Raw genomic sequence first — 22,154 nt, 5'->3', positions numbered from 1 at the left:
ACACACGAAGAGGTAATCGATATGACGGACAAGAAGATCTGCGACGGCCGCGTCGTCATCGTGACCGGTGCGGGTCAGGGCATCGGCCGCGCGCACGCGCTGGCTTTCGCCGCCGCCGGCGCCAAGGTCGTGGTGAACGACCTGGGTGCCGAGCTCGACGGCACGCCCAAGCCGGACTCCGGTGCCGCGAAGGTGGTCGAGGAGATTCGTGCCGCGGGTGGCGAAGCCGTGGTGAACGGTGACGATGTCTCCGATTGGGAGGGTGCGCGTCGTTTGGTCTCCACCGCCATCGAGACCTTCGGCGGTCTGGACGTTCTGGTGAACAATGCCGGTATCGTCCGCGACCGTATGCTGGTCAACCTCGGCGAAGACGAGTGGGACGCGGTCATCAAGGTGCATCTCAAGGGCCACTTCGCCCCGATGCGTCACGCCGCCGAATACTGGCGCAACGAGTCCAAGGCGGGCCGTCAGCCCCAGGCGCGCGTCATCAACACCAGCTCGGGCGCGGGTCTGCTCGGTTCGGTCGGTCAGGGCAACTACTCCGCCGCCAAGGCCGGTATCGCAGGCCTGACCATTACCGCCGCTGCCGAAATGGGTCGCTACGGCATTACCGTGAACGCCATCGCCCCGGCCGCGCGCACCCGCATGACCGAAACCGTGTTCGCCGAGACCATGGCGGCTCCCGAGGACGGCGGCTTCGACGCCATGGCCCCGGAAAACGTCTCCCCCCTGGTGGTTTGGCTGGGTAGCGCCGAGTCCGCCGCCGTCACCGGCCGTATGTTCGAGGTAGAGGCCGGCAAGGTCACCGTCATGGACGGCCACCGTCACGGCGTCTCCGTCGATCGCGGTGCCCGCTGGAACCCGGCCGACCTGGGCCCGGTCGTGAACGACCTGCTCGCCAAGGCCGTCACCCCGGAGCCGGTCTACGGCGCGTAATACGCACCGCCCGAAGCGCTTCGACCGCCGGTACCCGTCTCGATGGGTACCGGCGGTTCTGTTTTCTCGGCCGCCGCTACTTCTTCTTGCTGATGCCCGAGACCAGGGCGAAGAGGGTGTCCAGCACCGGGGTCGGGGTCAGGGCGGTAGCGACCACCTGGACCTTTCCGGCGAGGCCGGGGATGTAGCGGGCGCTCGGTCGCTTTGCGGTGAGCGCCTTTTCGACCTCCTTGACCACCGACTCGACCGGGGCGGCGATCTTGGGGACCTGCTGGGACATCCGGCGCAGACCCGCGAGGTGCGCGGCGTAGAGGGTGCGCTGGTCATCGGTGAGGTGGGCGGTGGTGGAGTCGACCATATCGGTCGCGCCGAACCAGAGGTCGGTGGCGATCGGGCCGGGCTCGATCAGCGAGGTGCGGATTCCCCAGGGGCGCAGCTCCACTCGCAGGGCGTCGACCAGGCCCTCGAGCGCGAACTTGGACGCGTTGTACGCGCCGGTGCCGGGGGTGGAGATGCGGCCGGACAGCGAGGAGATGAAGACCACCCGGCCTCGAGTGGCGCGCAGGCGCGGGAGGACGGCCTGGGTGACGGCGACCGCGCCGAAGACATTGACCTCGAACTGGTTTCGGAGTTCCTCCTGGGTGAGCAGCTCCACGGGGCCGTCGACGACGACGCCCGCGTTGTTGACCACGGCGGTGAGGTCGGCGGGCAGCGCCGCGTCGAGGGCCGCGATCTGATCGGGGTCGGTGACGTCCAGGACGACAGGGGTGATGGCGGGATTCGCGGCGGTCAGGGCCTCGCCGTCGGAGAGCTTGCGGACGCCCGCGTAGACCTGCCAGCCCCGCTGCGCCATCCGCAGGCAGATGGCTTTTCCGATACCGCGGGCCGCTCCGGTGACCAACACAGAATTCATGTGGTCAGCCTAATTCCGTCATGCCACGATGTGGCGATGGGGAATGTCCTGATTGTCGGAGACCTGCACGGGAACACCGAGCACGCGCTGAAGCTGGTGCGGGTCGCGGCACACCGTGACTGCGCGAAGCTGTTCGCGGTCGGCGACTTCGGGGCCTGGGAGCACACGCCCGCCGGACGGCGGTACTTCGACGTGGTGAACAAGGCGGCCAAGAAGGCCGGGATCACCGTGTACTTCCTCGACGGCAACCACGACAAGACCTCGCTGCTGCACGAGCTCTACGACAAGCAGCGCGACGACGAGGGCTTCCTGATCTGCCGCAAGCACCTGCGGTACGCGCCCCGCGGACACCGCTGGACGTGGGAGGGCACCACTTTCGCCGCGTTCGGTGGGGCCCGCTCCACCGACAAGGGCCGCCGTCTGGCCTGGGAGGCGCGCAAGGCCGCCCAGCTCGACAAGCGCCGTCGCTACGGTTCCTCGAAACGCCCGGATACCGCCGGCACGCTGTGGTTTCCGGAGGAGGAGATGACCGACGACGAGCTGGCCGAGCTGCTCGCGGCCGACAGCTCGCCGGTGGACGTGCTGCTCACCCATGACAAACCGCGCGCCTCGCAACCGAAGTGGAATCGCAAGGACAAGCCCGAGTGCTTTCCCAACCAGGACCGCATCCAGACCGTCGTGGGCGCCCTGCGGCCGGACCTGCTCTTCCACGGCCACCTGCATGTCCGCTACACCGACACCATCGCCGCCGGTGACGGCGACTGGACCCGGGTCGAGGGCCTGGCCTGCGATCCGGACGCCTCGCAGTACCTGGAGTATTCGACCGACCACACCTGGTATGTCCTGCAACTCCCCTATGCCGGGGCGGACACGGCCGAACCCCGTTCGCTACCCGCCTGATTCGTCGTAGGAGGAGGTGCCCTCGTCCAGCAGGGGCTCCTCCCCCTTGAAGTGCGCGGGGGCGAACACGCGCAGCACGTGGTAGCCGGTGATGACGACCAGGGCGCCCAGCGCGATGCCGCTCAGGGTGAAGGTGTCGGTGAACTTCATGCTCACATCGCCGATGCCGATGATCAGGCCCGCCGCGGCCGGGACCAGGTTCAGCGGATTGCGCAGATCGACCCGGGCATTGGTCCAGATCTGCGCGCCGAGCAGGCCGATCATGCCGTAGAGGATGACGGTGATCCCGCCCAGCACGCCGCCGGGGATGGCCGCGACGATGGCCCCGAACTTGGGACACAGGCCGAACAGCAGGGCGAAGAACGCGGCGGCCCAGTAGGCGGCCGTGGAGTACACCCGGGTGGCGGCCATGACCCCGATGTTCTCGGAGTAGGTGGTGTTGGGTGGGCCGCCGACCGCGGTGGACAGCATGGACGCCGCGCCGTCGGCGGCGATGGCGGTGCCGAGCTTGTCGTCGAGGTCGCCCCCGGTCATCTCGCCGACCGCCTTCACGTGCCCGGCGTTCTCGGCGACCAGCGCGATCACCACGGGCAGGGCCACCAGGACGGCCGACCACTGGAAGGCCGGGGCATGGAAACTGGGCAGTCCGATCCAATCCGCATGGGCCACACCGGAAAGATCGAGCCGCCAGTGGTCGGTGACCTTGCCGCTGCCGTCGGCGGAGTGGATCCGCCCGAACACCCGGTCCAGCAGCCAGGACAGCCCGTACCCGAACACCAGGCCCAGGAAGATGGCGATGCGCGCGAAGAAGCCACGCAGCGCCACCACCGCCAGCCCGGTGAACAGCATGACCAGCAGCGCGGTCCACTGGTCCTGCGGCCAGTAGGTCGTGGCGGTGACCGGGGCCAGGTTGAAGCCGATCAGCATGACCACCGCGCCGGTCACCACGGGCGGCATGGCGGCGTGGATGACGCGCGCGCCGAAGCGCTGCACGGCCAGGCCGATCAGGAACAGTGCGGCCCCGACCACCAGGCAGGCCCCGGTCACCGTGGCGCTACTGCCACCCTGCGCCCGGATCACCGCGGCCACGCCGACGAAAGACAGTGAGCAGCCCAGATAGCTGGGCACCCGGCCGCGCGTGGCCAGCAGGAACAGGGCGGTCGCGACGCCGGACATCATGATGGCGAGGTTGGGATCCAGCCCCATCAGGACCGGCGCGACGAAGCTCGCGCCGAACATCGCCACCACATGCTGCGCGCCGAGGCCGAAGGTGCGCGGCCAGGACAGCCGCTCGTCGGGCCGCACCACGGCTCCCGGTGCGGGCGTGCGACCGTCGCCGTGCACCGTCCAGCGGACACCCAAATCCATGAACTGCCCGCTTTCTCCCGAAGGTCCGAAGTGCTTCGCGGCCATCATAATCCGAGCAAACTTCCAGCTCACGACCCCACGCGGCCGGTCCCGACGCCGGGCACTGAGACTTCAAGATCACCAATGCCCGGATTCACGGTCCGGGCCCGCCGCCGAGACAATGCCCCGCAACCTTCACCGTCGCCGGTCCACGCCGTAGCGCCGCCCGATGGCGAACGGCAGCGCATACGGATTCGGAGTCTCCGCCGAGCCGGATCCGGAACTATTCTGCGAGACACAGATATTCGACGGATCGACGGCCGCGGGTAGCCATCGGCGCAGGGCCGCCGCCACGGTCGGATCGGCGGTGAACTCGCGGCGCAGGGCCGCGACCCGCTCTCGCGCCCGTGCGTACGCACGCTCATGTGCCCGTGTAATCGACTGTGCCATACCGGAATCCGGTAGCACCAGGGTGATGATCCGGCCGTCGAACGCCACCTCGACGCGCACGCCGTCCACCGCGGCGCGGGCGCGGACCCGCTCGACCGCGTCTTGGACCTGACGCGCCGAGCGCGCCACCTCCTCGAACCGAGCATCCACCGAATTCGGCATGCGGGAAAGCCTAGGAGGGATCGACGAGATGCCGTGCGGCATCGAGAACTTCGCGCACCCGCTCGTCAGGGCAGCACACGAATCCGCTGCATCATGTCGTGATCGGCGTGGTCGAGATTGTGGCAGTGCCAGACGTAGCCGCGCACCTCCGCGGCCTCGGCCATCCCGTCGGGCATGGCCATGTCCGCGTCCGGGTGCGGCGCCACCACCTCCGCGCCCGGCGGCGCCGCGACGACGGCGTCCGGATCGAACCCGAGTTCCACCACCGACGGCCATCGCACCAGCACCCGGGTGATGGTGTCGGTCGGGCACTCGACGGTGTCCTTCCAGCCGACTTCCCAAGGGGGCGGGCCTTGTTCGGGCCCCAGGGCGTAGGCGTCGGCCGACGGCGCCCAGCGGGTCCCGAATCCGGGCGGATGGTTGGCGGCGATGTAGGCGGAGGTCAGGATGGGCTGACGGCCGATCACCCGCAGCCGGGCCAGGTGCAGGTGGATGGGGTGATCGAAGGGCGTGGTGTTGACGATGTCCCACCGTTCGGTGGTCCCGGCCCGCGCCAGATCGATGTCCGAGCTCAGGAAAGCCAGGTTGTTCAGCGCCATCATGGTCGAGAAGACCACCGGCCGGGAATCGTCGTTGAGGCCCATCAGGGTCACGGTGCGCACCGAGTCCGGCCGGTGGGTCGGTTCCAGCGGATCGGGCAGTCCCGGACCGCCGCGCAGGACGGGCGGGAGGTCGGCGGCGGGCCCGTCGCCCGCGCCCGTGAAGCGCATGACCGACCGCAGTTCGGGGGCCATGAACACGGTATTGCCGAAATCGTTGAGGGCGGTGTTGATCAGGTCGACGTGCTCCCCGTCGCGAATCCCGCGGAAATCGACGAGCAGGTCGACCCGCTCCCCCGGGCTGACCCGCACCCACGGCGCGATCACCGGCGCGTCGAGCAGCCCCAGGTCACCGCCGATGACGTAGAACGGCTGGGCATTGGAGAACTCGAAGACATAGGGCCGTGAATTGGATCCGTTGAGCAGCCGGAACCGGTAGACGGTCCGCCGGACCTCCAGCCGCGGCCACGCCACCCCGTTCACGCAGCACACGTCGCCGAGCTGCCCGGATTGGTTGTAGCCCTGCGGAATATAGGTGGCCACCATGGGTTGCAGGCTGCCGTCGGCATTGAACGTGCGGTCCTGCACGATGAGCGGGATCTCGAATTCACCGCTGGGCAGGCCGACCGGATTGTCGTCGCGGCCGGTGTCGAATTCGTCGCGTAGGTAATACATTCCGGCCAGCCCGGCCTGGATGTTCAATCTGGTGATCCCCATGGCGTGGTCGTGATACCAGAGGGTGGCCGCCTCCTGCCGATTGCCGTAGGTGAAGGTCGGCCCGCCGCCATTGCGCCAGCCGATCAGCGGATGCCCGTCGGCGCCCGGGGAATTCGCGCCGCCGTGCAGATGCACGGTGAAGCGTGGATCGGTGCGATCCGCCTCGGTGACGCCGTGCATGGTGGTGTCCACGTGCGCGGCCAGCACGTGCTCGCCCAGCTGATTGCGAAACCTGATGCGCGCCATTCGATCCCGCACGGCCTCCAGGTTCGGGCCGAGCACCGGCCGACCGAAGCCCCAGCTGCGGGTTTCCGGGAGGTCGCGATGGTATCGGTGCGTCCCCGATATCGCATCCAATTCTCCTGCCGCCAGCCGTGTTTCGGGAATGGGCAGCTCGTCGACGAAAGGCCGCAACGGCGGCGAGTGGTAGTTGAACGGCGTCACCGGGGGCGCCGGAATGGCCGGCAGCGGCACCGGCGGTGGCGGCAGGGGCGACGGTTCGGCCGCGGCCGCGGCCAGGTAGCCCATGCCCGCGAATCCGAAGGCCCCCAAGAGGAACCCCCGTCGCGGCAGGTTCTCGTTCATCCAGCTCAACCCCTGGACAATGCCCGACTGTCAACGGGTCTGCCTTCGACGATAACCGACGGGCCGGGCACGCAAAGCCGAAAGCCGCACACCGTAATCCGGTGTGCGGCTTTCGAAACGGTCGGGCGGGACTAGCCCAGGCGCTCGATGATGGTGACGTTGGCGGTGCCGCCACCCTCACAGATGGTGAGCAGACCGTAGCGGCCGTTCACCCGCTCCAGCTCGTTGAGCAGGGTCGAGAACAGCTTGGCGCCGGTGGCGCCCAGCGGGTGGCCGAGCGCGATGGCGCCACCGTTGACGTTCACCTTGTCCGGGTCGGCGCCGGTCTCCTTGATCCAGGCCAGGACGACCGAGGCGAAGGCCTCGTTGATCTCGATGACGTCCATGTCGTGGATGGTGAGGCCGGTCTTCTCCAGCGCCCACTGGGTGGCCGGGATCGGCGCGGTGAGCATGAAGATCGGGTCCGCGCCGCGGGCGCTCACGTGGTGGATGCGGGCGCGCGGGGTCAGGCCGTACTCCTGCACCGCCCACTCCGAGGCGAGCAGGGTGGCGCTGGAGCCGTCGGAGATCTGGCTGGCCAGCGCGGCGGTGATGCGGCTGCCCTCGGCGAGCGGCTGCAGGCCGGCCATCTTCTCCAGGGTGGTCTCGCGCGGGCACTCGTCGATCGAGAACTCGCCGACCGGGATGATCTCGCGGTCGAACTTGCCGTCCACGATGGCCTTGCGGGCGCGGTCGTGGCTGCGCAGCGCCCACTCCTCCATCTCCCGACGGGAGATATCCCACTTCTCGGCGATCATGGTGGCCGAATTGAACTGCGACACTTCACCGGTGCCGTAGCGGTGGTCCCAGCCCTGCGCGCCGACGAACGGCGAGTCGAAGCCGTACTGCTGGCCGGCCAGCATGGCCGCGGAGATCGGGATGGCGCTCATGTTCTGCACGCCGCCCGCCACGATCACCTCGGCGGTGCCGGACATGATGGCCTGCGCGCCGAAGGTGATGGCCTGCTGCGAGGAACCGCACTGACGGTCCACGGTCACACCCGGCACCGACTCGGGGTAGCCGGCGGCCAGCCACGAGGAGCGGGCGATATTGCCGGCCTGCGGGCCGATGGTGTCGCAGCAGCCGAACACCACGTCGTCCACGGCGGCCGGGTCCAGGTTGTGGCGCTCGAGCAGGCCCTTGATGGCGGCCGCGCCCAGGTCGGCCGGGTGCACGGCGGACAGCGAGCCGCCCCGCTTGCCGACCGGGGTGCGCACGGCGTCGATCACGTACGCCTCACGCATCGGCGAGTACTGGCGGCGGGACGGTGCTGACATGAAAACTCCTACTGCTCTAGGCGCGCTGGTCGGGGCTGGTGAGCCCGTCGAGAACGATGGTCAGGTACTGCTTGGCGAGGTTGTCCACGGTGATCCGGCCGCCGGGCTGGTACCAGCGCACCGACACCCAGACGGTGTCGCGCAGGAACCGGTAGGCCAGCTCGATGTCCATCTCCGGACGGAAGCTGCCGTCGGCGACGCCCTTGGCCAGCACCTGGTGCCAGAGCTCGCGGAACTCCTTGTTGTATTCGGCGATGTAGTCGAATCGCGGAGTGCCACTGAGGCGTTTGGCCTCGGCCTGGTAGATGGCGACGGCGGCGTGGAACCGGTCGAAGGATTCGTAGGACGCGGTGACCAGGGCCTCGAGGGTGTCGCGCGCGGGCACGCCGGCCGACACGATCTCGCGGTAGCGTCCGAAGAGGTCGTCGAGGAACCCGCGCAGGATTTCGTCCACCATGGCTTCTTTGGAATCGAAGTGGTGGTACAGACTCCCGGATAGAATCCCCGCCGCGTCGGCAATGTCGCGCACCGTGGTGGCACGCAGGCCACGCTCCGCGAATAGGTTCGCGGCGAGGCCGAGCAGCTCGGTGCGACGTGCCGATTTGGAGGGGTCTGGTTGGGTCACTCCGTCAATATACAACCAAGCATTTGCTTGGTCCAGGCGCTCCCCCGCTCCACTCGGTCCGGAACGAGACGCGCCGCGAATCTTCGGCTGGTCAACGCATCGAGAAGCGCAGCGGCGAGGACACGGACAGGTCCGCCAGCAGGCGGTCGCAGATGATCACGGGCGAAATGCCCGCTCTGGCCATTCGCGCGACCAGAGCCAATCGACGTTCGGGACTGTCCCACTCGACGGTGAGCGGATCCCGGCCCGGACCGGCGTCCACGGTGGCCATCACCCGGGGCGGGGCGCCTCCCCGCGCGGGTTCCTCGATGAGCTTCAGCACCATGCCGCGCTGCCACGCGCGATAGGTCTCCATATCCGCGCCGACCACCAATTTGTCGGTGGCGGCGCACAATCCCTGCGCGATCCCGTCGGCGAAGGCCACGTGGTCGTAGCGCAGGCGGCGGCAGGTCCGGACCACCTCGAGCAGGTCGGCCCGCACCTCGCACAGCAGGGCCGTTCGTTTTCGGCGGCGTTGTTCGGCCTCGGTGTCCGGATGCCCGGCGGCCCGGGACAGACCGAGGCGGCGGGCGCGATCGCGGTCGCGAATCATGTCCTGCCGCAACGCGGCCCGCGGGTCGCGTGTCACGTCCGATTCATCCACGGCGTGTTGTTCGAGGATCTGCGCCGCGCGCATGGCGGTGGCGCACTCCGAGTCGTGGTCGAGTAATTCCGCACCCAAAGTCAGTGCGGCCAGAACGACATTGTCGAGCCTGCGGCGCGCCAGTACGACCTCGCGCACCAGCTCGAGTTCCATTTCCTCGTGGGCTCGTTCTGGAGGTGCTTGTTGTCGGCGATCCGGACCCATGGGTCGTGCCCTTCGACTAGCGGTACCGGCCTAAACCAGGATTGCACAACGACAGGGTCGGCGCGCCAGCCATTTATTTCTTGGGTAAAACGGGCACTGCCGCGTCCCCCGGAGGGAACGCGGCAGTGAGAAGAGCTGCGACCGCACGGCACAGCATTTCGCATCGGCCGAACGCACTAATTCGGCCGAGCCCGAAACGAATTACGCGCGCTGACTCGAAATGGAGACGACCTCACCGGTCAGGTAGGTGGTGTAGTCGCTGGCGAGCATGGCGATGGTGGCGGCCACCTCCCACGGCTCGGCGGCGCGGCCGAAGGCCTCACCGGCGGCCAGACGGTCGAGCAGGTCGCCCGAGGTGACCTTGTCCAGGAAGGCGTGGCGGGCGATGGACGGGGCCACCGCGTTGATCCGCACGCCGTACTCGGCGGCCTCGACGGCCGAGCAGCGGGTCAGCGCCATCACGCCGGCCTTGGCGGCGGCGTAGTGGGCCTGGCCGTGCTGGGCGCGCCAGCCGAGCACCGAGGCGTTGTTCACGACGACGCCGCCGTGGCCCGCCTCGCGGAAGTACTTCAGCACCGCGCGGGTGGCGCGGAAGGTGCCGTTGAGGGTGATGTCGAGGACCTTGTCCCACTGCTCGTCGGTCATGTCGACGACCGGGACCTCGCCGCCCAGACCGGCGTTGTTGACCATGACGTCGATGCGGCCGAACGCGGCGACGGCCCCGGCGATCAGGGCGTCGACCTGCTCGGTGGAGCTGACGTCGCACGGCACGGAGGCGACCCGGCGGTCCGGGAACTCGGCCTGCAGGGCCTCCTCGGTCTCCTTCAGGCGACGCTCGTGCCAGTCGGAGACGACCACGTCCGCACCCTCGGAGAGCAGGCGGCGCGCGGTGGCCGAACCGATGCCGGTGCCCGCGGCGGCGGTCACGACCGCGATCTTGCCCGCGAGCAGGTTGTGGCCGGGGGTGATTTCGGGGGCGGTGGACAGATCCGTCACGGTCGAGCCTCTCGGGGAAGTCCGAGCACGCGCTCGGAGATGATATTGCGCTGCACTTCGTTCGAACCGCCGTAGATGGTGTCCGCGCGAGTGAAGAGGAACATGCGCTGCCAGGCGTTCAGGTCATCGCCCTCGCCGTCGGCGATCAGGCCGGGCGCGCCGAGCACGTCCATGGCCAGCTCACCGAGGTCGCGGTGCCAGTTGGCCCACAGCAGCTTGGTGACCGATGCCTGACCGGCCGCGGTGCGGGCGTCCACGGACGCGCCGTCGTGGCCGGACTCGAGGGTGCGCAGCACGTGGGCGCGCAGCACCCGCAGGCCGACCCACGCCTTGTCCAGGCGATCGGCGATGACCGGGTTGTCGATGGCGCCGTTCTCCTTGGCCACGGCCTCCAGATCGGCAAGCTCCCGCGCGTAGCGGATCTGCTGGCCTACCGTGGAGATGCCGCGCTCGAAGGTGAGCGTGCCCATGGCGACCTTCCAGCCGTCGCCGGGCTGCCCGACCACCAGATCGGCGGCGGTGCGGGCGTTCTCGAAGAAGACCTCGTTGAATTCCGCGGTCCCGGTGAGCTGGATGATCGGCCGCACCTCGACGCCCGGCTGCTTCATGGGCACGAGCAGATAGGACAGGCCGTGATGGCGGGTCGAGCCCTTCTCGGTGCGAGCGACCACGAAGCACCAGTCCGACAGATGCGCCAGCGAGGTCCAGACCTTCTGGCCGTTGATGACCCACTCGTCGCCCTCGAGCTGGGCGGAGGTGGTGACGGCCGCCAGGTCCGAACCCGCGCCCGGCTCCGAGTAGCCCTGGCACCACAGTTCGGTGACATTGCGGATGCCGGGCAGGAAGCGCTGCTTCTGCTCCTCGGTGCCGAAGGCCAGAACGGTCGGGCCGAGCAGTTCCTCACCCAGGTGCGAGACCCGGGCCGGGGCGTCGGCCTTGGCGTATTCCTCGTGGAAGATGACCTGCTGGCGCAGGGTGGCGTCGCGACCGCCCCACTCCTTGGGCCAGCCCAGGCAGGTCAGCCCGGCGGCGGCGAGGGCGCGGTCCCATTCGAGCCGCTCCTCGAAAGCCTCGTGCTCGCGCCCGGGACCACCGAGCCCGCGCAGCTCGCGGAACTGGCCGTTCAGGTTCTCTTCCAGCCAATCACGCACCTCGGCGCGGAATGCGGCATCCTCCGCGGGTTCGATCCCGCTGGCCGGTTCGGGGGTCTGGATCATGCTCACGTCGGTAGAGTAACCTACCAAGCACTTGCTTTGTTAGACCCATTCCCGGACAGCGAGGAAGCCCAGTGACATCTCCTCCGCAGACCACACCGCTCGCTCTGCACGCGGCGGCGGACGCCTACGGTGACGCGCCCGCCGTCGCCGACGGTGCCGTGCGACTGAGCTGGTCGCAACTGCTGGACTCGGTCCGTGAGACCGCCCGTGCGCTCATGGCCCGCGGTATCGAACGCGGCGATCGCATCGGCATCTGGGCGCCCAACACCCACCACTGGGTGACCGCGGTACTGGCCGCCCACTACGTGGGCGCGACCATCGTGCCGCTGAACACGCGGTACGTCGCGGACGAGGCGGCGGACACGCTGTCGCGGGTGCACGCCAAGGCGCTGTTCATCGCCGGTGAGTTCCTCGGCCGCGATCGGCTGGCCGAATTGCGGGCGCACGCACCGGAACTGGGCATCGAGACGATCGTCGTGATTCCGGTCGAGGGCGAGGCTCCCGTCGAGAACGCCATCGCCTGGTCCGATCTGGGCAAGGTGGCCGAGACCGTCAGCCTCGACGAGGTCGTGGCGCGCGCGGAATCGGTGTCGCCGGACGATCTTTCCGACATCCTGTTCACCTCGGGCACCACCGGACGCAGCAAGGGCGCGCTCATCGCGCACCACCAGCTGCTGACCAGCGCCCGGGCCTGGGCCGACTGCGCCACCCTGAACAGCGACGACCGCTACCTGGTGGTGCCGCCGTTCTTCCACAGCTTCGGCTACAAGGCGGGCATCATCACCTGCCTGGCCACCGGCGCGACCATCGTGCCGCAGGCCGTGTTCGACGTGCCCGAGACCATGCGCTTGATCGCCGCCGAGCGCATCACCGTGCTCACCGGCCCGCCGACCATTCACCAGACCATCCTCGATCACCCCCAGCGGGATGCCGCGGATCTGTCCAGCCTGCGCGTCGCGGTGACCGGTGCGGCCACCGTGCCGGTGGTGCTCATCGAAAGACTGCGCTCGGAGCTGACTTTCGACGTGGTGCTGACCGCCTACGGCCAGACCGAGTCCGGCGGCTTCGGCACCATGTGCCGCCCCGAGGACTCCAGCGAGACCATCGCCAACACCTGCGGCCGCACCATCGACGGCTTCGAGATGAAGCTGGCCGACAACGGCGAACTGCTGCTGCGCAGCGACCAGGTGATGCGCGGCTACCTCGACGACCCGCAGGCCACCGCCGCCACCATCGATCCGGACGGCTGGCTGCACACCGGCGATGTCGCGGTGATCGACGAGCGCGGGTACATGAAGGTCACCGACCGGCTCAAGGACATGTACATCTCCGGCGGCTTCAATGTGTATCCCGCCGAGGTGGAGCAGGCCATGGCCCGCATCGAGGGCGTCGCCGAGACCGCGGTCATCGGCGTGCCCGACGAGCGCATGGGCGAGGTCGGCAAGGTGTACGTGGTGCGCCGGGCGGGCTCGGAGCTCACCGCCGAGGACGTGATCGCGCAGGCCAAGACCATGCTGGCCAACTTCAAGGTGCCGCGCTTCGTGGAGTTCCGCGACGCGCTGCCCTACAACGCGGCGGGAAAGGTCCTGAAGCGCAACCTACGTGATGAGGAGAAGGCGTGAGCCAGGAATTGGGGCCCATCCCCGATGAGGGCGAAGTCGTCCTCTACGAGAAGCGCGGCCCGATCGCGGTCGTCACGCTGAACCGGCCGGACTTCCGCAACGCGCAGAACTCGGTCATGACCTACGCCCTCGACGCCGCCTTCACCAAGGCCGTCGAGGACGCCGAGGTCAAGGTGATCGTCCTGGCCGGGGCCGGAAAGCATTTCAGCGCCGGGCACGACATCGGCACGCAGGGCCGCGACCACCACATCTCCTACGAGAACCAGGCCGTCATGTGGTGGGACCACGTGGACCGGCCGGGCGGCGATCAGCGGTTCGCGCGCGAGTCCGAGGTGTACCTGGGCATGTGCCGGCGCTGGCGGGAGATCCCCAAGCCGACCATCGCCATGGTGCAGGGCGCGTGCATCGCGGGCGCGCTCATGCTGGCGTGGGCCTGCGACATGATCGTGGCCTCCGAGGACGCGTTCTTCTCCGATCCGGTGGTGCGCATGGGCATTCCGGGCGTCGAGTACTTCGCGCACCCGTGGGTGCTGGGTCCGCGCCGCGCCAAGGAGGTGCTGTTCACCGGTGAGCGCTTCACCGCGGCACAGGCTTACGAGTGGGGCATGCTGAATCGCGTTGTCCCGCGCGAGGAGCTGGAGGCGCAGACCTTCGCGCTCGCCGAGAAGATCGCGGAGATGCCGCAGTTCGGGCTGGCACTCACCAAGAAGGCCGTCAACCAGTGCGAGGACCTGATGGGGATGCGCGCGGGCATGGATTCCGTGTTCGGGCTGCATCACTTCGCGCACGCGCACAACGCCGAGGTCGGCACCGGCTCACTGGGCGGTATGGACGCCAAGTCCATGAAGGCTGCCGCTACCACCAACGACAGGGCAAAGTAAGTGGATCTCGAATTCGACAGCAAGACCGAGGAATTCCGCGCCGAGGTGCGCGACTTCCTGGCGGCCAACAAGCCCGCCGCTCCCCTGCCGTCCATGGACACCAAGGCCGGTTTCGAACTGCACCGCGAGTGGGAGGCCAAGCTGGCCGACGCCCGCCTGTCGTGTGTGGCCTGGCCCGCCGAGTACGGCGGCCGCGACGCCTCGCTGACCGAATGGGTCATCTTCGAGGAGGAGTACTACGCCGCGGGCGCGCCCGGTCGTGTCTCGCAGAACGGCATCTTCCTGCTGGCGCCCACCCTGTTCGAGCACGGTTCGCCCGAGCAGCTGGCCCGCATCCTGCCGAGAATGGCGCGCGCCGACGACATCTGGGCGCAGGCCTGGTCCGAGCCGGAGGCCGGTTCCGACCTGGCCGGTATCCGCTCCACCGCCAAGCGCACCGAGGGCGGCTGGCTGCTCAACGGTCAGAAGACCTGGAGCTCGCGGGCCTCGTTCGCGGACTGGGGTTTCGGCCTGTTCCGCAGTGACCCGGAGGCCGAGCGCCACCGCGGCCTCACCTACCTGATGTTCCCGCTCACCGCCGAGGGCATCACGGTGCGCCCGATTCCGCAGTTGGACGGCGAGCCGGGCTTCGCGGAGATCTTCCTGGACAACGTGTTCGTGCCGGATCAGGACGTGATCGGCGAGGCGAACAACGGCTGGAAGGTCGCCATGGCGACCTCGAGCAACGAGCGCGGTCTGTCGCTGCGCGCGCCCGGCCGGTTCAACGCCACCGCCCGCAAGCTGATCGAGCTGTGGACGGGCTCGGCCGCCGAATCCGACACCGCCGCCGCCGACCGCGTGGTCGACGCGTGGGTGGGCGCGGAGGCGTACCGCCTCAACACCTGGGCCACCGTGACCCGTCTGGCCGACGGCGGCCAGCTGGGCGCGGAGTCCTCGGTGAACAAGGTGTTCTGGTCGGATCTGGACATCGCCATGCACGAGACCGCGCTCGATCTGCACGGCGCGGCCGCGGAGCAGGAGTCGGCGTGGACCGACGGCTACCTGTTCTCGCTGGCGGGCCCGATCTACGCCGGCACCAACGAGATCCAGCGCAACATCATCGCCGAACGCCTGCTCGGCCTGCCGCGATAGCCACAGGGAGGACGACGACATGCGATTCGCATTGACCGCAGAACAGAACGATTTCGCCGCCAGCCTGCGCAAGATGGGCGAGGCCGCCAAGACGCCGGGCGTGGTCCGGGCGTGGGGCGAGGGCGAGGCCGCCGCCGGGCGCGCGCTGATCGGCCAGCTGGCCGAGGCGGGCGCGCTGGGCCTGACCGTCTCCGAGGACAACGGCGGCTTCGGCGCCGGTCCGGTCGAGATGATCGTGGCCTTCACCGAGATCGGCCGGGCCGCCGTGCCGGGTCCGCTGGTGGAGACCGCCGCCGCGATTCCCGCACTGCTGCAGGCGCTTCCGGACTCGGCGCTCGCCGCCGAGAAGCTGCCGGAGCTGGCCGAGGGCGCGAAGCTGGGCACCCTGGCGCTGACCGCAGCGGCGGGTGCCAACGCGGGCCGCTCCGCCGGCGCCGCCACCGCGCTGGACGCCGATGTGGCCGACCTGGTGCTGATCGCCGAGGGCGACCGCATCGCGGTGGGCACCGCCGGTGACCTGGTCACGTCGGTGGATGCCGCGCGCCGCCTGTACACCGTGACCGCGGGCGAGACCCTGGCCGAGGGCGAAGGCGTCAGCGCCGCCATCGATCTGGCCTTCGACACCGCCGCCCTGGCCGCCGCCGCGCAGCTGCTCGGCGCGGGCCGGGCCATGCTGGACACCAGCGTCGAGTACGTGAAGCAGCGCCAGCAGTTCGGTACCCCGATCGGCCGCAACCAGGCCATCAAGCACCACCTGGCCAATGCCCACATCGGCCTGGAGATGGCGCTGCCGCTGCTCTACCGCGCCGCCCTGACCCTGGAGTCGGGCGCGGACGCCGAGACCCGCGGTCGCGACGTCTCCGCGGCCAAGCTGGCCTGCGGCGAGGCGGCGTACCAGACCGCGCGCATCGCGCTGCAGGTGCACGGCGCGATCGGCTACACCGCCGAATGCGATCTGTCGCTGTGGCTGACCAAGGTCACCGCCCTGCGTTCGGCCTGGGGCACCCCGGCCGAGCACCGCGCCCGCATCGCCGCCGCCCTGCGCGCCGGCAACGTGGCATGAGCGAGTCAGGCCCGGAGGCGGTAGCGCAGCGTAACCACGCAGGGCCCTCGCTCATACCGAATATGCGCAGCATGAGCACCTATTACCCGTTGGGAGCGAACGCATGAGCCTCACTGCCGAACAGCAGGAACTCGTCACCACCGTGCGCGCGGTGCTGACCAAGCACGGTGACAGCGCGGCCATGCGGCGCGGGCTGGAGACCGAGCGCGGCTACGACGAACAGCTGTGGAAGCTGCTGTGCGAGCAGGTCGGCGTCGCGGCCCTGGCCATTCCGGAGGAGTTCGGCGGCATCGGGGTCGGCCTGGTCGAATCCCTGCTGGTGGTCGAGGAACTCGGCCGCACGCTGTCCGCGCCCCCGATGCTCGGTTCGGCCGTGCTGGGCGTGCAGGCGCTGCTGCTGGCCGGGAACACCGAGGCCAACGAGCGGCTGCTGCCGGAGGTCGCCGAGGGCGCGCGGACGCTGGCCCTGTGCTGGGCGGCGGCGAGCGGCTGGGACGCCTTCGGCGTCCAGTCGAACGGCGGAACCCTCTCGGGCTCAGTGCATTACGTGCTCGACGGCGCGTTCGCCGACACCCTGCTGGTGCTCACCGCCGACGGCCTGTTCGAGGTCGCGGGCGACGCGGCGGGGGTCACCCGCACCGCCGTGGTCACCCAGGACCCGACCCGCAAGCTGGCGCGCATCGACTTCGACTCCGTGGCGGCGACCCCGCTGGGGCAGCTCGACGTCACCCGCCTGCGTGAGATCGCCTGGGCCGCAATGGTGGCCGAGCAGATCGGCGCGGCCGAGCAGTGCCTCGACATGACCGTCGAGTACTCGAAGTCGCGTGTGCAGTTCGGCCGCCCGATCGGCAGCTTCCAGGCCCTCAAGCACCGCATGGCCGACATGTACGTGCTGGTGGAGTCGGCCCGCTCGCTGGGCTACCTGGCGATCGCCGGTCTCGCCGAGGGCGCGATCGACCCGATAGACATCCAGGCCGCTCGCCTGCACGCCATCGACACCTTCAACTCGGTGGTCTCGGAGACCGTCCAGATGCACGGCGGCATCGCCATCACCTGGGAACACGACGCGCACCTGTTCTTCAAGCGCGCCCACGCCGACGCCCAGCTGTTCGGCACCCCCGCCCGCCCCCTGGCCCGCCCGGCCTAGCGGCGACGCTTTCCCGAACGGCCCGTGCGCGATTCACCGCGCACGGGCCGTTCGCCGTCCCCGGCCCGTTCACCTGGATGCCGCCCGCGGTCGATTCCGCCCCGTACCATCCCGCTCATGAACCAACCCATGCCGCCGCAGCAGCCCTATCAGCAGCAGTACCCGCAGCAGGGTCCCGGCCAGCAGCCGTATCCCCCGCAGGGCCAGGCCCCCTACCCGCAGCAGGGCCAGCCGCAGCCGCAGCAGCCTCCGGCCCCGCAGTTCCCGATCCTGGTGTCCACCATGAACGATGTGCCGGGTCAGGAGATCGTCCGGGTGATCGGTGAGGTCGCGGGGCTGACCGTGCGCAGTCGTGGTCTGGGCGCGAACTTCGCGGCCGGGTTCCGGGCCTTGGGCGGCGGCGAGATTCACGAGTACACGCAGCTGCTGTATCAGTCGCGGCACGAGGCGATCATGCGAATGTGCCAGCACGCCATGGCTTATGGCGCGAACGCCGTCGTCGCCATGCGATTCGACTGCAACGAGATCGCCAACACCATGAGCGAGGTCGCCGCCTACGGCACCGCGGTCGTGGTCAAGCCGGCCGGGGAGTAGCCGGGTCGGTCAGTGGTGGAGCACCTCGACCTCGCGGACCGGCTTCTTGCGGCCGAATTTGGCGCGCAGGGGGTAGATCGCCATGACCGCCAGGAGGCTGACGGTGGAGGCGATGAGCTGGTTGCGCTGGTCGGGGTTGCGGGCCATGGCGACGAAGACGGCGAACAGGGCGATGATCACGGCCCAGCTGATGTAGGGGTAGCCCCACATGCGGTAGGTGAGGGCGGAGGGGTCCTCGCGGCGGAGGCGGGCGCGCAGGCGGAGCTGGGAGAACATGATCGCCACGTAGACGAAGGCCAGCACCACGCCGATGGAGTTCACCAGGAAGGTGAAGACCTTGTCCGGGGAGACGTAGGAGGCGATGACCGCGCCCCAGGCGGCGGTGGTGCCGAGCAGGACGGCCCGGGCGGGGACGCCGCGCTTGTTGAGTTTCACCAGGGCGGCGGGGGCATCGCCGTCGCGGGTGAGGACGTAGAGCGTGCGGGAGGAGACGTAGATGGCCGAGTTCAGCACCGACAGCACCGCGGTCAGGATGACGACCTGCATGATGGTGCCCGCGGCGGGGATGCCGATGTGTTCGAGGGCGCTGACGAAGGGGCTCGTCAGCACCTTGGCGTCGTTCCACGGCAGGATCGTGACCACCAGGAAGATCGAGGCCACGTAGAACAGGCCCACCCGCCACAGCACGCTGTTGGTGGCGCGGGTGACGGCCTTGGCCGGTTCCTCGGTCTCGGCGGCCGCGACGGTGACGATCTCGGTGCCGCCGAAGGCGAACATCACCACCACGATTGCCGAGAAGATGCCTGTGACCCCGTTGGGTGCGAAACCGCCATGGCCGGTGAGGTTCCCGAATCCGGACTGCGACCCGGGCCAGAGCCCGAAGATCCAGGCCAGCCCGACCGCCAGGAAGCCGACGATGGCCACCACCTTGATGGAGGCGAACCAGAACTCGAACTCGCCGAACGACTTCACCGACAGCAGGTTGACGGCGGTCATGATGATCAGCAGTCCGGCCGAGAGCACCCACTGGTCCAGGTCGACCCAGGTGCCGAGGATGGCCGCCCCGGCCACCGCCTCGGCGCCGACCAGGATGACGTAGAGGTACCAGTACAGCCAGCCGACGGTGAATCCGGCGAACGGACCCATGGCCAGGCGCGCGTACTCCCCCATCGATCCGGCGACCGGTCGGGCGACCACCATTTCCCCGAGGGCCCGCAGCACGGCCAGCACCACCAGCCCGGCGGCCGCGTAGGACAGCACGGCGGCGGGCCCGGCGGTCTGGATGACCGAGCCGCTGCCCACGAACAGGCCCGCGCCGATCGCCCCGCCGATGCCGATCATGGTCATGTGACGGCGCCGGAGCCCGGTGCGCAGCCCCTGCGGCTCGGATGGCGTGGCGTCGATGCCCGCCGTCAGCGTGCCGTCCGGCCCCGTCACGCGCGCCTCGACCGGTTCCGACATCTGACCGCCACCTTCTTGTGTTGCCCATAAATTGCCAGCCCACCCTATCGAGCCTGGTCAGCCGGGGAAAATCGCCTCCGGAACCGCGCCGGACACGCATCGGCCCACGTCCCGAATCCGCTTCGCCGCCAGCCGCTTCCATGGCGGGCGTACCGTCGGAAGGTATGACCGAGACTCAGCGCGGCCGAGTACGCGTCGAACCGAGCGCCAAGCGGGTACGCGCCTACCTCGGCGGTCACCTGGCCGCGGACACCGTCACTCCGACGCTGGTGTGGGAGTCCCCGCACTACCCCACCTACTACCTGCCGGTCGCCGACCTGCGGGCCAAGCTGGAACCCAATGGCAAGACCCGCCCGTCCCCCAGCCGCGGCACCGGCACCGAGTTCGATGTGGTGACCGACGGCGTCGTGGCGGCCGGCGCGGCCGTCCGGCACCTCGATTCCCCGCTCCCGGAACTGCGTGACCTGGTGAAACTGGATTTCCACGCCATGACGGAATGGTTCGAGGAGGACGAACCGATCTACGTGCACCCGCGCGACCCCTACACCCGGGTGGACATCCTCGGCAGTTCCCGGCACGTGCGGGTGGAACTGAACGGCCAGGTGCTGGCCGATTCGCACGGCCCGCGCATCCTGTTCGAGACCGGCCTGCCGGCGCGCTACTACGTGCCGCTCACCGATGTCCGGATGGACCTGCTGACACCGTCCGACACCGAGACGCACTGCCCGTACAAGGGCACCGCCGAATACTGGTCGGTTCGGCTCGGCGAGGAGGAGTTCCCGGACCTGGTCTGGATCTACCGCACCCCGCTGCCGGAGAGCCAGAAGATCGCCGGGCTCGCCTGCTTCTACAACGAGAAGATCGACCTGTGGATCGACGGCGAACTCCAGGCCCGCCCGAAGACCCCGTTCAGCTGAAACCCTCAGTCCCCCAGGATCTCCGACACCAACCGGGGTAGCGCGACACCGATCGGGTCGCGCACGATCTCGGCGGCGTACTCGTCGTACGGGGTCGGCTCGGCGTTCACCACGACCAGGTCCGCGCCCGCGTCCACGGCCACCGCGCACATCGAGGCCGCGGGCTCGACCTGGAGCGTACTGCCCACGGCCAGGAAGATCTCCGCGGTCTCGGCGATCTGCACGGCCGCCCGGATCGCATCCGAATCCAGGTGCTGCCCGAACATGATGGTGGCCGCCTTGAGGATGCCGCCGCACTCCGGGCACGCGGGATCCGGGTCCCCGGCGGCGACCTTCTCCAGGGTGGCCGCCATGGAGTCGGTGAATTCGCAGTCGATGCAGACGACTTCGAACATATTGCCGTGGATCTCCACGACCGTGTCCGAGCCCGCCCGTTGATGCAGCCGGTCGATGTTCTGCGTGATGATCCCGACCTGGCGCTCCGCCGCCAGCCTGGCCAGCGCGCGATGGGCGTCGTTCGGGGTGGCCGTCCAGGCCGGATTGTCGCGGCGGGCCAGCCAGGCCCGCGCCCGTAATTCCGGATCGGCCACATAGTTCTGATAGGTGGAGAGCAGTTCCGCGATCGGATCCTCGGTCCAGACCCCGCGCGGCCCACGGAAATCCGGAATCCCGGAATCGGTGGAGATGCCCGCGCCCGTCAGTACCCCGATCGGCCCCTTGCGTGCACGCCAGTCCGTCACGCCTGCCAGCCTAGGCCGCCGCGCCGCCCTTCCGCCTCCGGATTCACCGGCCGTTCAGCAGCCCGCCCGTCTCACACCGCGATGACCGCGGGCTGATCCTCCGCGCGCCGGTACTGTCCGGGCGCCAGCCCGTATTCGCGTTTGAACGCCTTCGCGAACGCGAATTCGCTCTGGTAGCCGACCTTCCGGGCGACGGTCGACAACGGGGTGTCGGACTCCCGGAGCAGTCGCGCCGCGGTGAGCATGCGCCACCGGGTGAGGTAGGACAGCGGCGGCTCACCGACCGTGGCCGTGAAGCGCCGGGCCAGGGTGGCCCGCGAAACACCCGCCACGGCAGCGAGTTCGGGTACCGCCCAGCCCCGCTCGGGCGCTTCGTGCATGGCGCGCAGGGCGGTCGCGACGGCCGGATCGGTGAAGGCCGCGGCCCAGCCGGTCGGCGCGTCGGCCCGATCGTCGAACCAGGCGCGCAGCGCGAACAGCAGCAGGGTCTCCAGCAGGGCCGGGATCGCGGCGTCGGTGCCCGCCCGCGGTTCGGAGATCTCGGCGGCGAGCAGGTCCACCGCTCCGCGCAGGGCGGGGTGGCGGCCGGGACGGGCGGGGAGATGGATGAATTCGGGCAGCTCGTCCAGCAGCGGGTGGCTGCGCTGCCGCCCGAGTTCGTAGGCCCCGCAGACCAGCACGCAGCGCGCGCCCGGCCCGGTGATCTCCCGCGGCTCGCCCGGCCGCGCCCGCTCGGTGACGGCGCTGTCGAGACTGTCCACCAGCAGGTGATCAGCCCCGCGGGGCATGAAGATCACATCGCCGACGCCGAGGGCCATCGGTTCTCCGTCCGGCGGCACCAGCCAGCACGAACCCTGCAGCACCACATGGAATCCCGAGCCGGGCACCACCGGATACGCGCGGCCCCACGGCGCGTGCCGCACGAACATGCCGGAGGTGGGGTGACCGGTCCGAATGGCGGAGATGGCTTCGCTGAGCAGGTCCACGT

Annotated in this window: 21 protein-coding genes; 9 read left to right on the top strand and 12 right to left on the bottom strand. The window is 69.4% G+C overall.

What is annotated here, in order from left to right; all coding sequences use genetic code 11:
• The first annotated feature begins 21 nt into the window (after window positions 1–21).
• On the top strand, window positions 22–936 hold the full coding sequence (locus ACQP06_RS02755) for an SDR family oxidoreductase (RefSeq protein ID WP_433670232.1): 915 nt from the start codon (window positions 22–24) through the stop codon (window positions 934–936).
• Window positions 937–1,012: 76 nt separating this feature from the next.
• Here ACQP06_RS02755 and ACQP06_RS02750 read toward each other — a convergent pair whose 3' ends face one another.
• Window positions 1,013–1,849: an SDR family NAD(P)-dependent oxidoreductase gene (locus ACQP06_RS02750; protein WP_404205189.1), complete on the bottom strand. Its 837-nt coding sequence runs from the start codon at window positions 1,847–1,849 to the stop codon at window positions 1,013–1,015.
• Window positions 1,850–1,885: 36 nt separating this feature from the next.
• On the opposite strand from ACQP06_RS02750, the gene ACQP06_RS02745 reads away from it, so the two are divergent.
• Window positions 1,886–2,749 (top strand): metallophosphoesterase family protein, encoded by an 864-nt coding sequence (locus ACQP06_RS02745; protein WP_433670231.1) that lies wholly within the window; start codon window positions 1,886–1,888, stop codon window positions 2,747–2,749.
• Here the strand turns inward: ACQP06_RS02745 and ACQP06_RS02740 are convergent.
• The 8 genes from ACQP06_RS02740 to ACQP06_RS02705 all read right to left on the bottom strand — a co-directional run bounded on the left by ACQP06_RS02740 (window position 2,738) and on the right by ACQP06_RS02705 (window position 11,610).
• Window positions 2,738–4,117: a uracil-xanthine permease family protein gene (locus tag ACQP06_RS02740; RefSeq protein ID WP_433670229.1), complete on the bottom strand. Its 1,380-nt coding sequence runs from the start codon at window positions 4,115–4,117 to the stop codon at window positions 2,738–2,740. The two genes, ACQP06_RS02745 and ACQP06_RS02740, sit on opposite strands and share 12 nt — an antisense overlap.
• 174 nt (window positions 4,118–4,291) lie before the next feature.
• Window positions 4,292–4,708 (bottom strand): hypothetical protein, encoded by a 417-nt coding sequence (locus ACQP06_RS02735; protein ID WP_433670227.1) that lies wholly within the window; start codon window positions 4,706–4,708, stop codon window positions 4,292–4,294.
• A gap of 65 nt (window positions 4,709–4,773) precedes the next feature.
• Window positions 4,774–6,609 carry a multicopper oxidase family protein gene (locus ACQP06_RS02730; protein WP_433670225.1) on the bottom strand — a complete coding sequence of 612 codons (1,836 nt, stop codon included), beginning with the start codon at window positions 6,607–6,609 and terminating at the stop codon, window positions 4,774–4,776.
• A 131-nt stretch (window positions 6,610–6,740) separates the two neighbouring features.
• Window positions 6,741–7,892, bottom strand: coding sequence for an acetyl-CoA C-acetyltransferase (locus ACQP06_RS02725; RefSeq protein ID WP_433673221.1), 1,152 nt, complete (start codon window positions 7,890–7,892; stop codon window positions 6,741–6,743).
• 49 nt (window positions 7,893–7,941) lie between these two features.
• On the bottom strand, window positions 7,942–8,550 hold the full coding sequence (locus tag ACQP06_RS02720) for a TetR/AcrR family transcriptional regulator (RefSeq protein ID WP_357089804.1): 609 nt from the start codon (window positions 8,548–8,550) through the stop codon (window positions 7,942–7,944).
• A gap of 91 nt (window positions 8,551–8,641) precedes the next feature.
• Window positions 8,642–9,346 carry a hypothetical protein gene (locus ACQP06_RS02715; RefSeq protein WP_433670223.1) on the bottom strand — a complete coding sequence of 235 codons (705 nt, stop codon included), beginning with the start codon at window positions 9,344–9,346 and terminating at the stop codon, window positions 8,642–8,644.
• A gap of 252 nt (window positions 9,347–9,598) precedes the next feature.
• Window positions 9,599–10,393 carry an SDR family oxidoreductase gene (locus ACQP06_RS02710; protein ID WP_213558297.1) on the bottom strand — a complete coding sequence of 265 codons (795 nt, stop codon included), beginning with the start codon at window positions 10,391–10,393 and terminating at the stop codon, window positions 9,599–9,601.
• Window positions 10,390–11,610, bottom strand: coding sequence for an acyl-CoA dehydrogenase family protein (locus ACQP06_RS02705; protein WP_433673220.1), 1,221 nt, complete (start codon window positions 11,608–11,610; stop codon window positions 10,390–10,392). The genes ACQP06_RS02710 and ACQP06_RS02705 overlap by 4 nt, the downstream gene beginning before the upstream one ends.
• Before the next feature lie 71 nt (window positions 11,611–11,681).
• Between ACQP06_RS02705 and ACQP06_RS02700 the strand changes: the two genes are divergently transcribed.
• From ACQP06_RS02700 to ACQP06_RS02675, 6 genes are all read left to right on the top strand, one after another.
• Window positions 11,682–13,232, top strand: coding sequence for a FadD3 family acyl-CoA ligase (locus ACQP06_RS02700; protein WP_433670221.1), 1,551 nt, complete (start codon window positions 11,682–11,684; stop codon window positions 13,230–13,232).
• Window positions 13,229–14,113, top strand: coding sequence for an enoyl-CoA hydratase (locus ACQP06_RS02695; protein ID WP_357089815.1), 885 nt, complete (start codon window positions 13,229–13,231; stop codon window positions 14,111–14,113). Before ACQP06_RS02700 ends, ACQP06_RS02695 begins: the two co-directional genes overlap by 4 nt.
• Window positions 14,114–15,244: an acyl-CoA dehydrogenase family protein gene (locus ACQP06_RS02690; RefSeq protein WP_379280262.1), complete on the top strand. Its 1,131-nt coding sequence runs from the start codon at window positions 14,114–14,116 to the stop codon at window positions 15,242–15,244.
• 19 nt (window positions 15,245–15,263) lie between these two features.
• Window positions 15,264–16,307 carry an acyl-CoA dehydrogenase family protein gene (locus ACQP06_RS02685; protein ID WP_433670218.1) on the top strand — a complete coding sequence of 348 codons (1,044 nt, stop codon included), beginning with the start codon at window positions 15,264–15,266 and terminating at the stop codon, window positions 16,305–16,307.
• Between the two features lie 103 nt (window positions 16,308–16,410).
• Entirely contained in the window at window positions 16,411–17,454 is a 1,044-nt protein-coding gene (locus ACQP06_RS02680) for an acyl-CoA dehydrogenase family protein (protein WP_433670216.1), read from the top strand.
• Window positions 17,455–17,571: 117 nt separating this feature from the next.
• The gene (locus ACQP06_RS02675; RefSeq protein WP_433670214.1) at window positions 17,572–18,048 is read left to right on the top strand and encodes a YbjQ family protein; all 477 of its coding nucleotides are present in this window, start codon (window positions 17,572–17,574) and stop codon (window positions 18,046–18,048) included.
• A 9-nt stretch (window positions 18,049–18,057) separates the two neighbouring features.
• Here the strand turns inward: ACQP06_RS02675 and ACQP06_RS02670 are convergent, their stop codons facing one another.
• Complete coding sequence (locus ACQP06_RS02670; RefSeq protein WP_433670212.1) at window positions 18,058–19,509, bottom strand: amino acid permease; 1,452 nt, start codon at window positions 19,507–19,509, stop codon at window positions 18,058–18,060.
• A gap of 164 nt (window positions 19,510–19,673) precedes the next feature.
• Between ACQP06_RS02670 and ACQP06_RS02665 the strand changes: the two genes are divergently transcribed.
• Window positions 19,674–20,426, top strand: coding sequence for a DUF427 domain-containing protein (locus ACQP06_RS02665; RefSeq protein ID WP_379279914.1), 753 nt, complete (start codon window positions 19,674–19,676; stop codon window positions 20,424–20,426).
• 5 nt (window positions 20,427–20,431) lie between these two features.
• On the opposite strand, the gene ACQP06_RS02660 is transcribed toward ACQP06_RS02665, so the two are convergent.
• A complete protein-coding gene (locus ACQP06_RS02660) occupies window positions 20,432–21,166 on the bottom strand; it encodes an SIR2 family NAD-dependent protein deacylase (protein WP_433670210.1) in 735 nt (244 codons plus the stop codon).
• Between the two features lie 71 nt (window positions 21,167–21,237).
• A complete protein-coding gene (locus tag ACQP06_RS02655; RefSeq protein WP_433670208.1) occupies window positions 21,238–22,152 on the bottom strand; it encodes an AraC family transcriptional regulator in 915 nt (304 codons plus the stop codon).
• Window positions 22,153–22,154: the final 2 nt, after the last annotated feature.

It is taken from the genome of Nocardia sp. CA-136227 (assembly GCF_050955695.1).
Classification (GTDB): Bacteria; Actinomycetota; Actinomycetes; order Mycobacteriales; family Mycobacteriaceae; genus Nocardia.
The sequence above is the reverse complement of the archived record's forward strand: the minus strand, read 5'-3'. Positions and strand labels throughout refer to the sequence as shown.

Coding starts and splice junctions, on each gene's coding strand:
- ACQP06_RS02745 (WP_433670231.1), top strand. CDS start 1,886: ATGGGGAATGTCCTGATTGTCGGAGACCTGCACGGGAACACCGAGCAC.
- ACQP06_RS02750 (WP_404205189.1), bottom strand. CDS start 1,849: ATGAATTCTGTGTTGGTCACCGGAGCGGCCCGCGGTATCGGAAAAGCC.
- ACQP06_RS02665 (WP_379279914.1), top strand. CDS start 19,674: ATGACCGAGACTCAGCGCGGCCGAGTACGCGTCGAACCGAGCGCCAAG.
- ACQP06_RS02705 (WP_433673220.1), bottom strand. CDS start 11,610: ATGATCCAGACCCCCGAACCGGCCAGCGGGATCGAACCCGCGGAGGAT.
- ACQP06_RS02715 (WP_433670223.1), bottom strand. CDS start 9,346: ATGGAACTCGAGCTGGTGCGCGAGGTCGTACTGGCGCGCCGCAGGCTC.
- ACQP06_RS02675 (WP_433670214.1), top strand. CDS start 17,572: ATGAACCAACCCATGCCGCCGCAGCAGCCCTATCAGCAGCAGTACCCG.
- ACQP06_RS02725 (WP_433673221.1), bottom strand. CDS start 7,892: ATGCGTGAGGCGTACGTGATCGACGCCGTGCGCACCCCGGTCGGCAAG.
- ACQP06_RS02755 (WP_433670232.1), top strand. CDS start 22: ATGACGGACAAGAAGATCTGCGACGGCCGCGTCGTCATCGTGACCGGT.
- ACQP06_RS02735 (WP_433670227.1), bottom strand. CDS start 4,708: ATGCCGAATTCGGTGGATGCTCGGTTCGAGGAGGTGGCGCGCTCGGCG.
- ACQP06_RS02685 (WP_433670218.1), top strand. CDS start 15,264: ATGCGATTCGCATTGACCGCAGAACAGAACGATTTCGCCGCCAGCCTG.
- ACQP06_RS02740 (WP_433670229.1), bottom strand. CDS start 4,117: ATGGATTTGGGTGTCCGCTGGACGGTGCACGGCGACGGTCGCACGCCC.
- ACQP06_RS02730 (WP_433670225.1), bottom strand. CDS start 6,609: ATGAACGAGAACCTGCCGCGACGGGGGTTCCTCTTGGGGGCCTTCGGA.
- ACQP06_RS02680 (WP_433670216.1), top strand. CDS start 16,411: ATGAGCCTCACTGCCGAACAGCAGGAACTCGTCACCACCGTGCGCGCG.
- ACQP06_RS02670 (WP_433670212.1), bottom strand. CDS start 19,509: ATGTCGGAACCGGTCGAGGCGCGCGTGACGGGGCCGGACGGCACGCTG.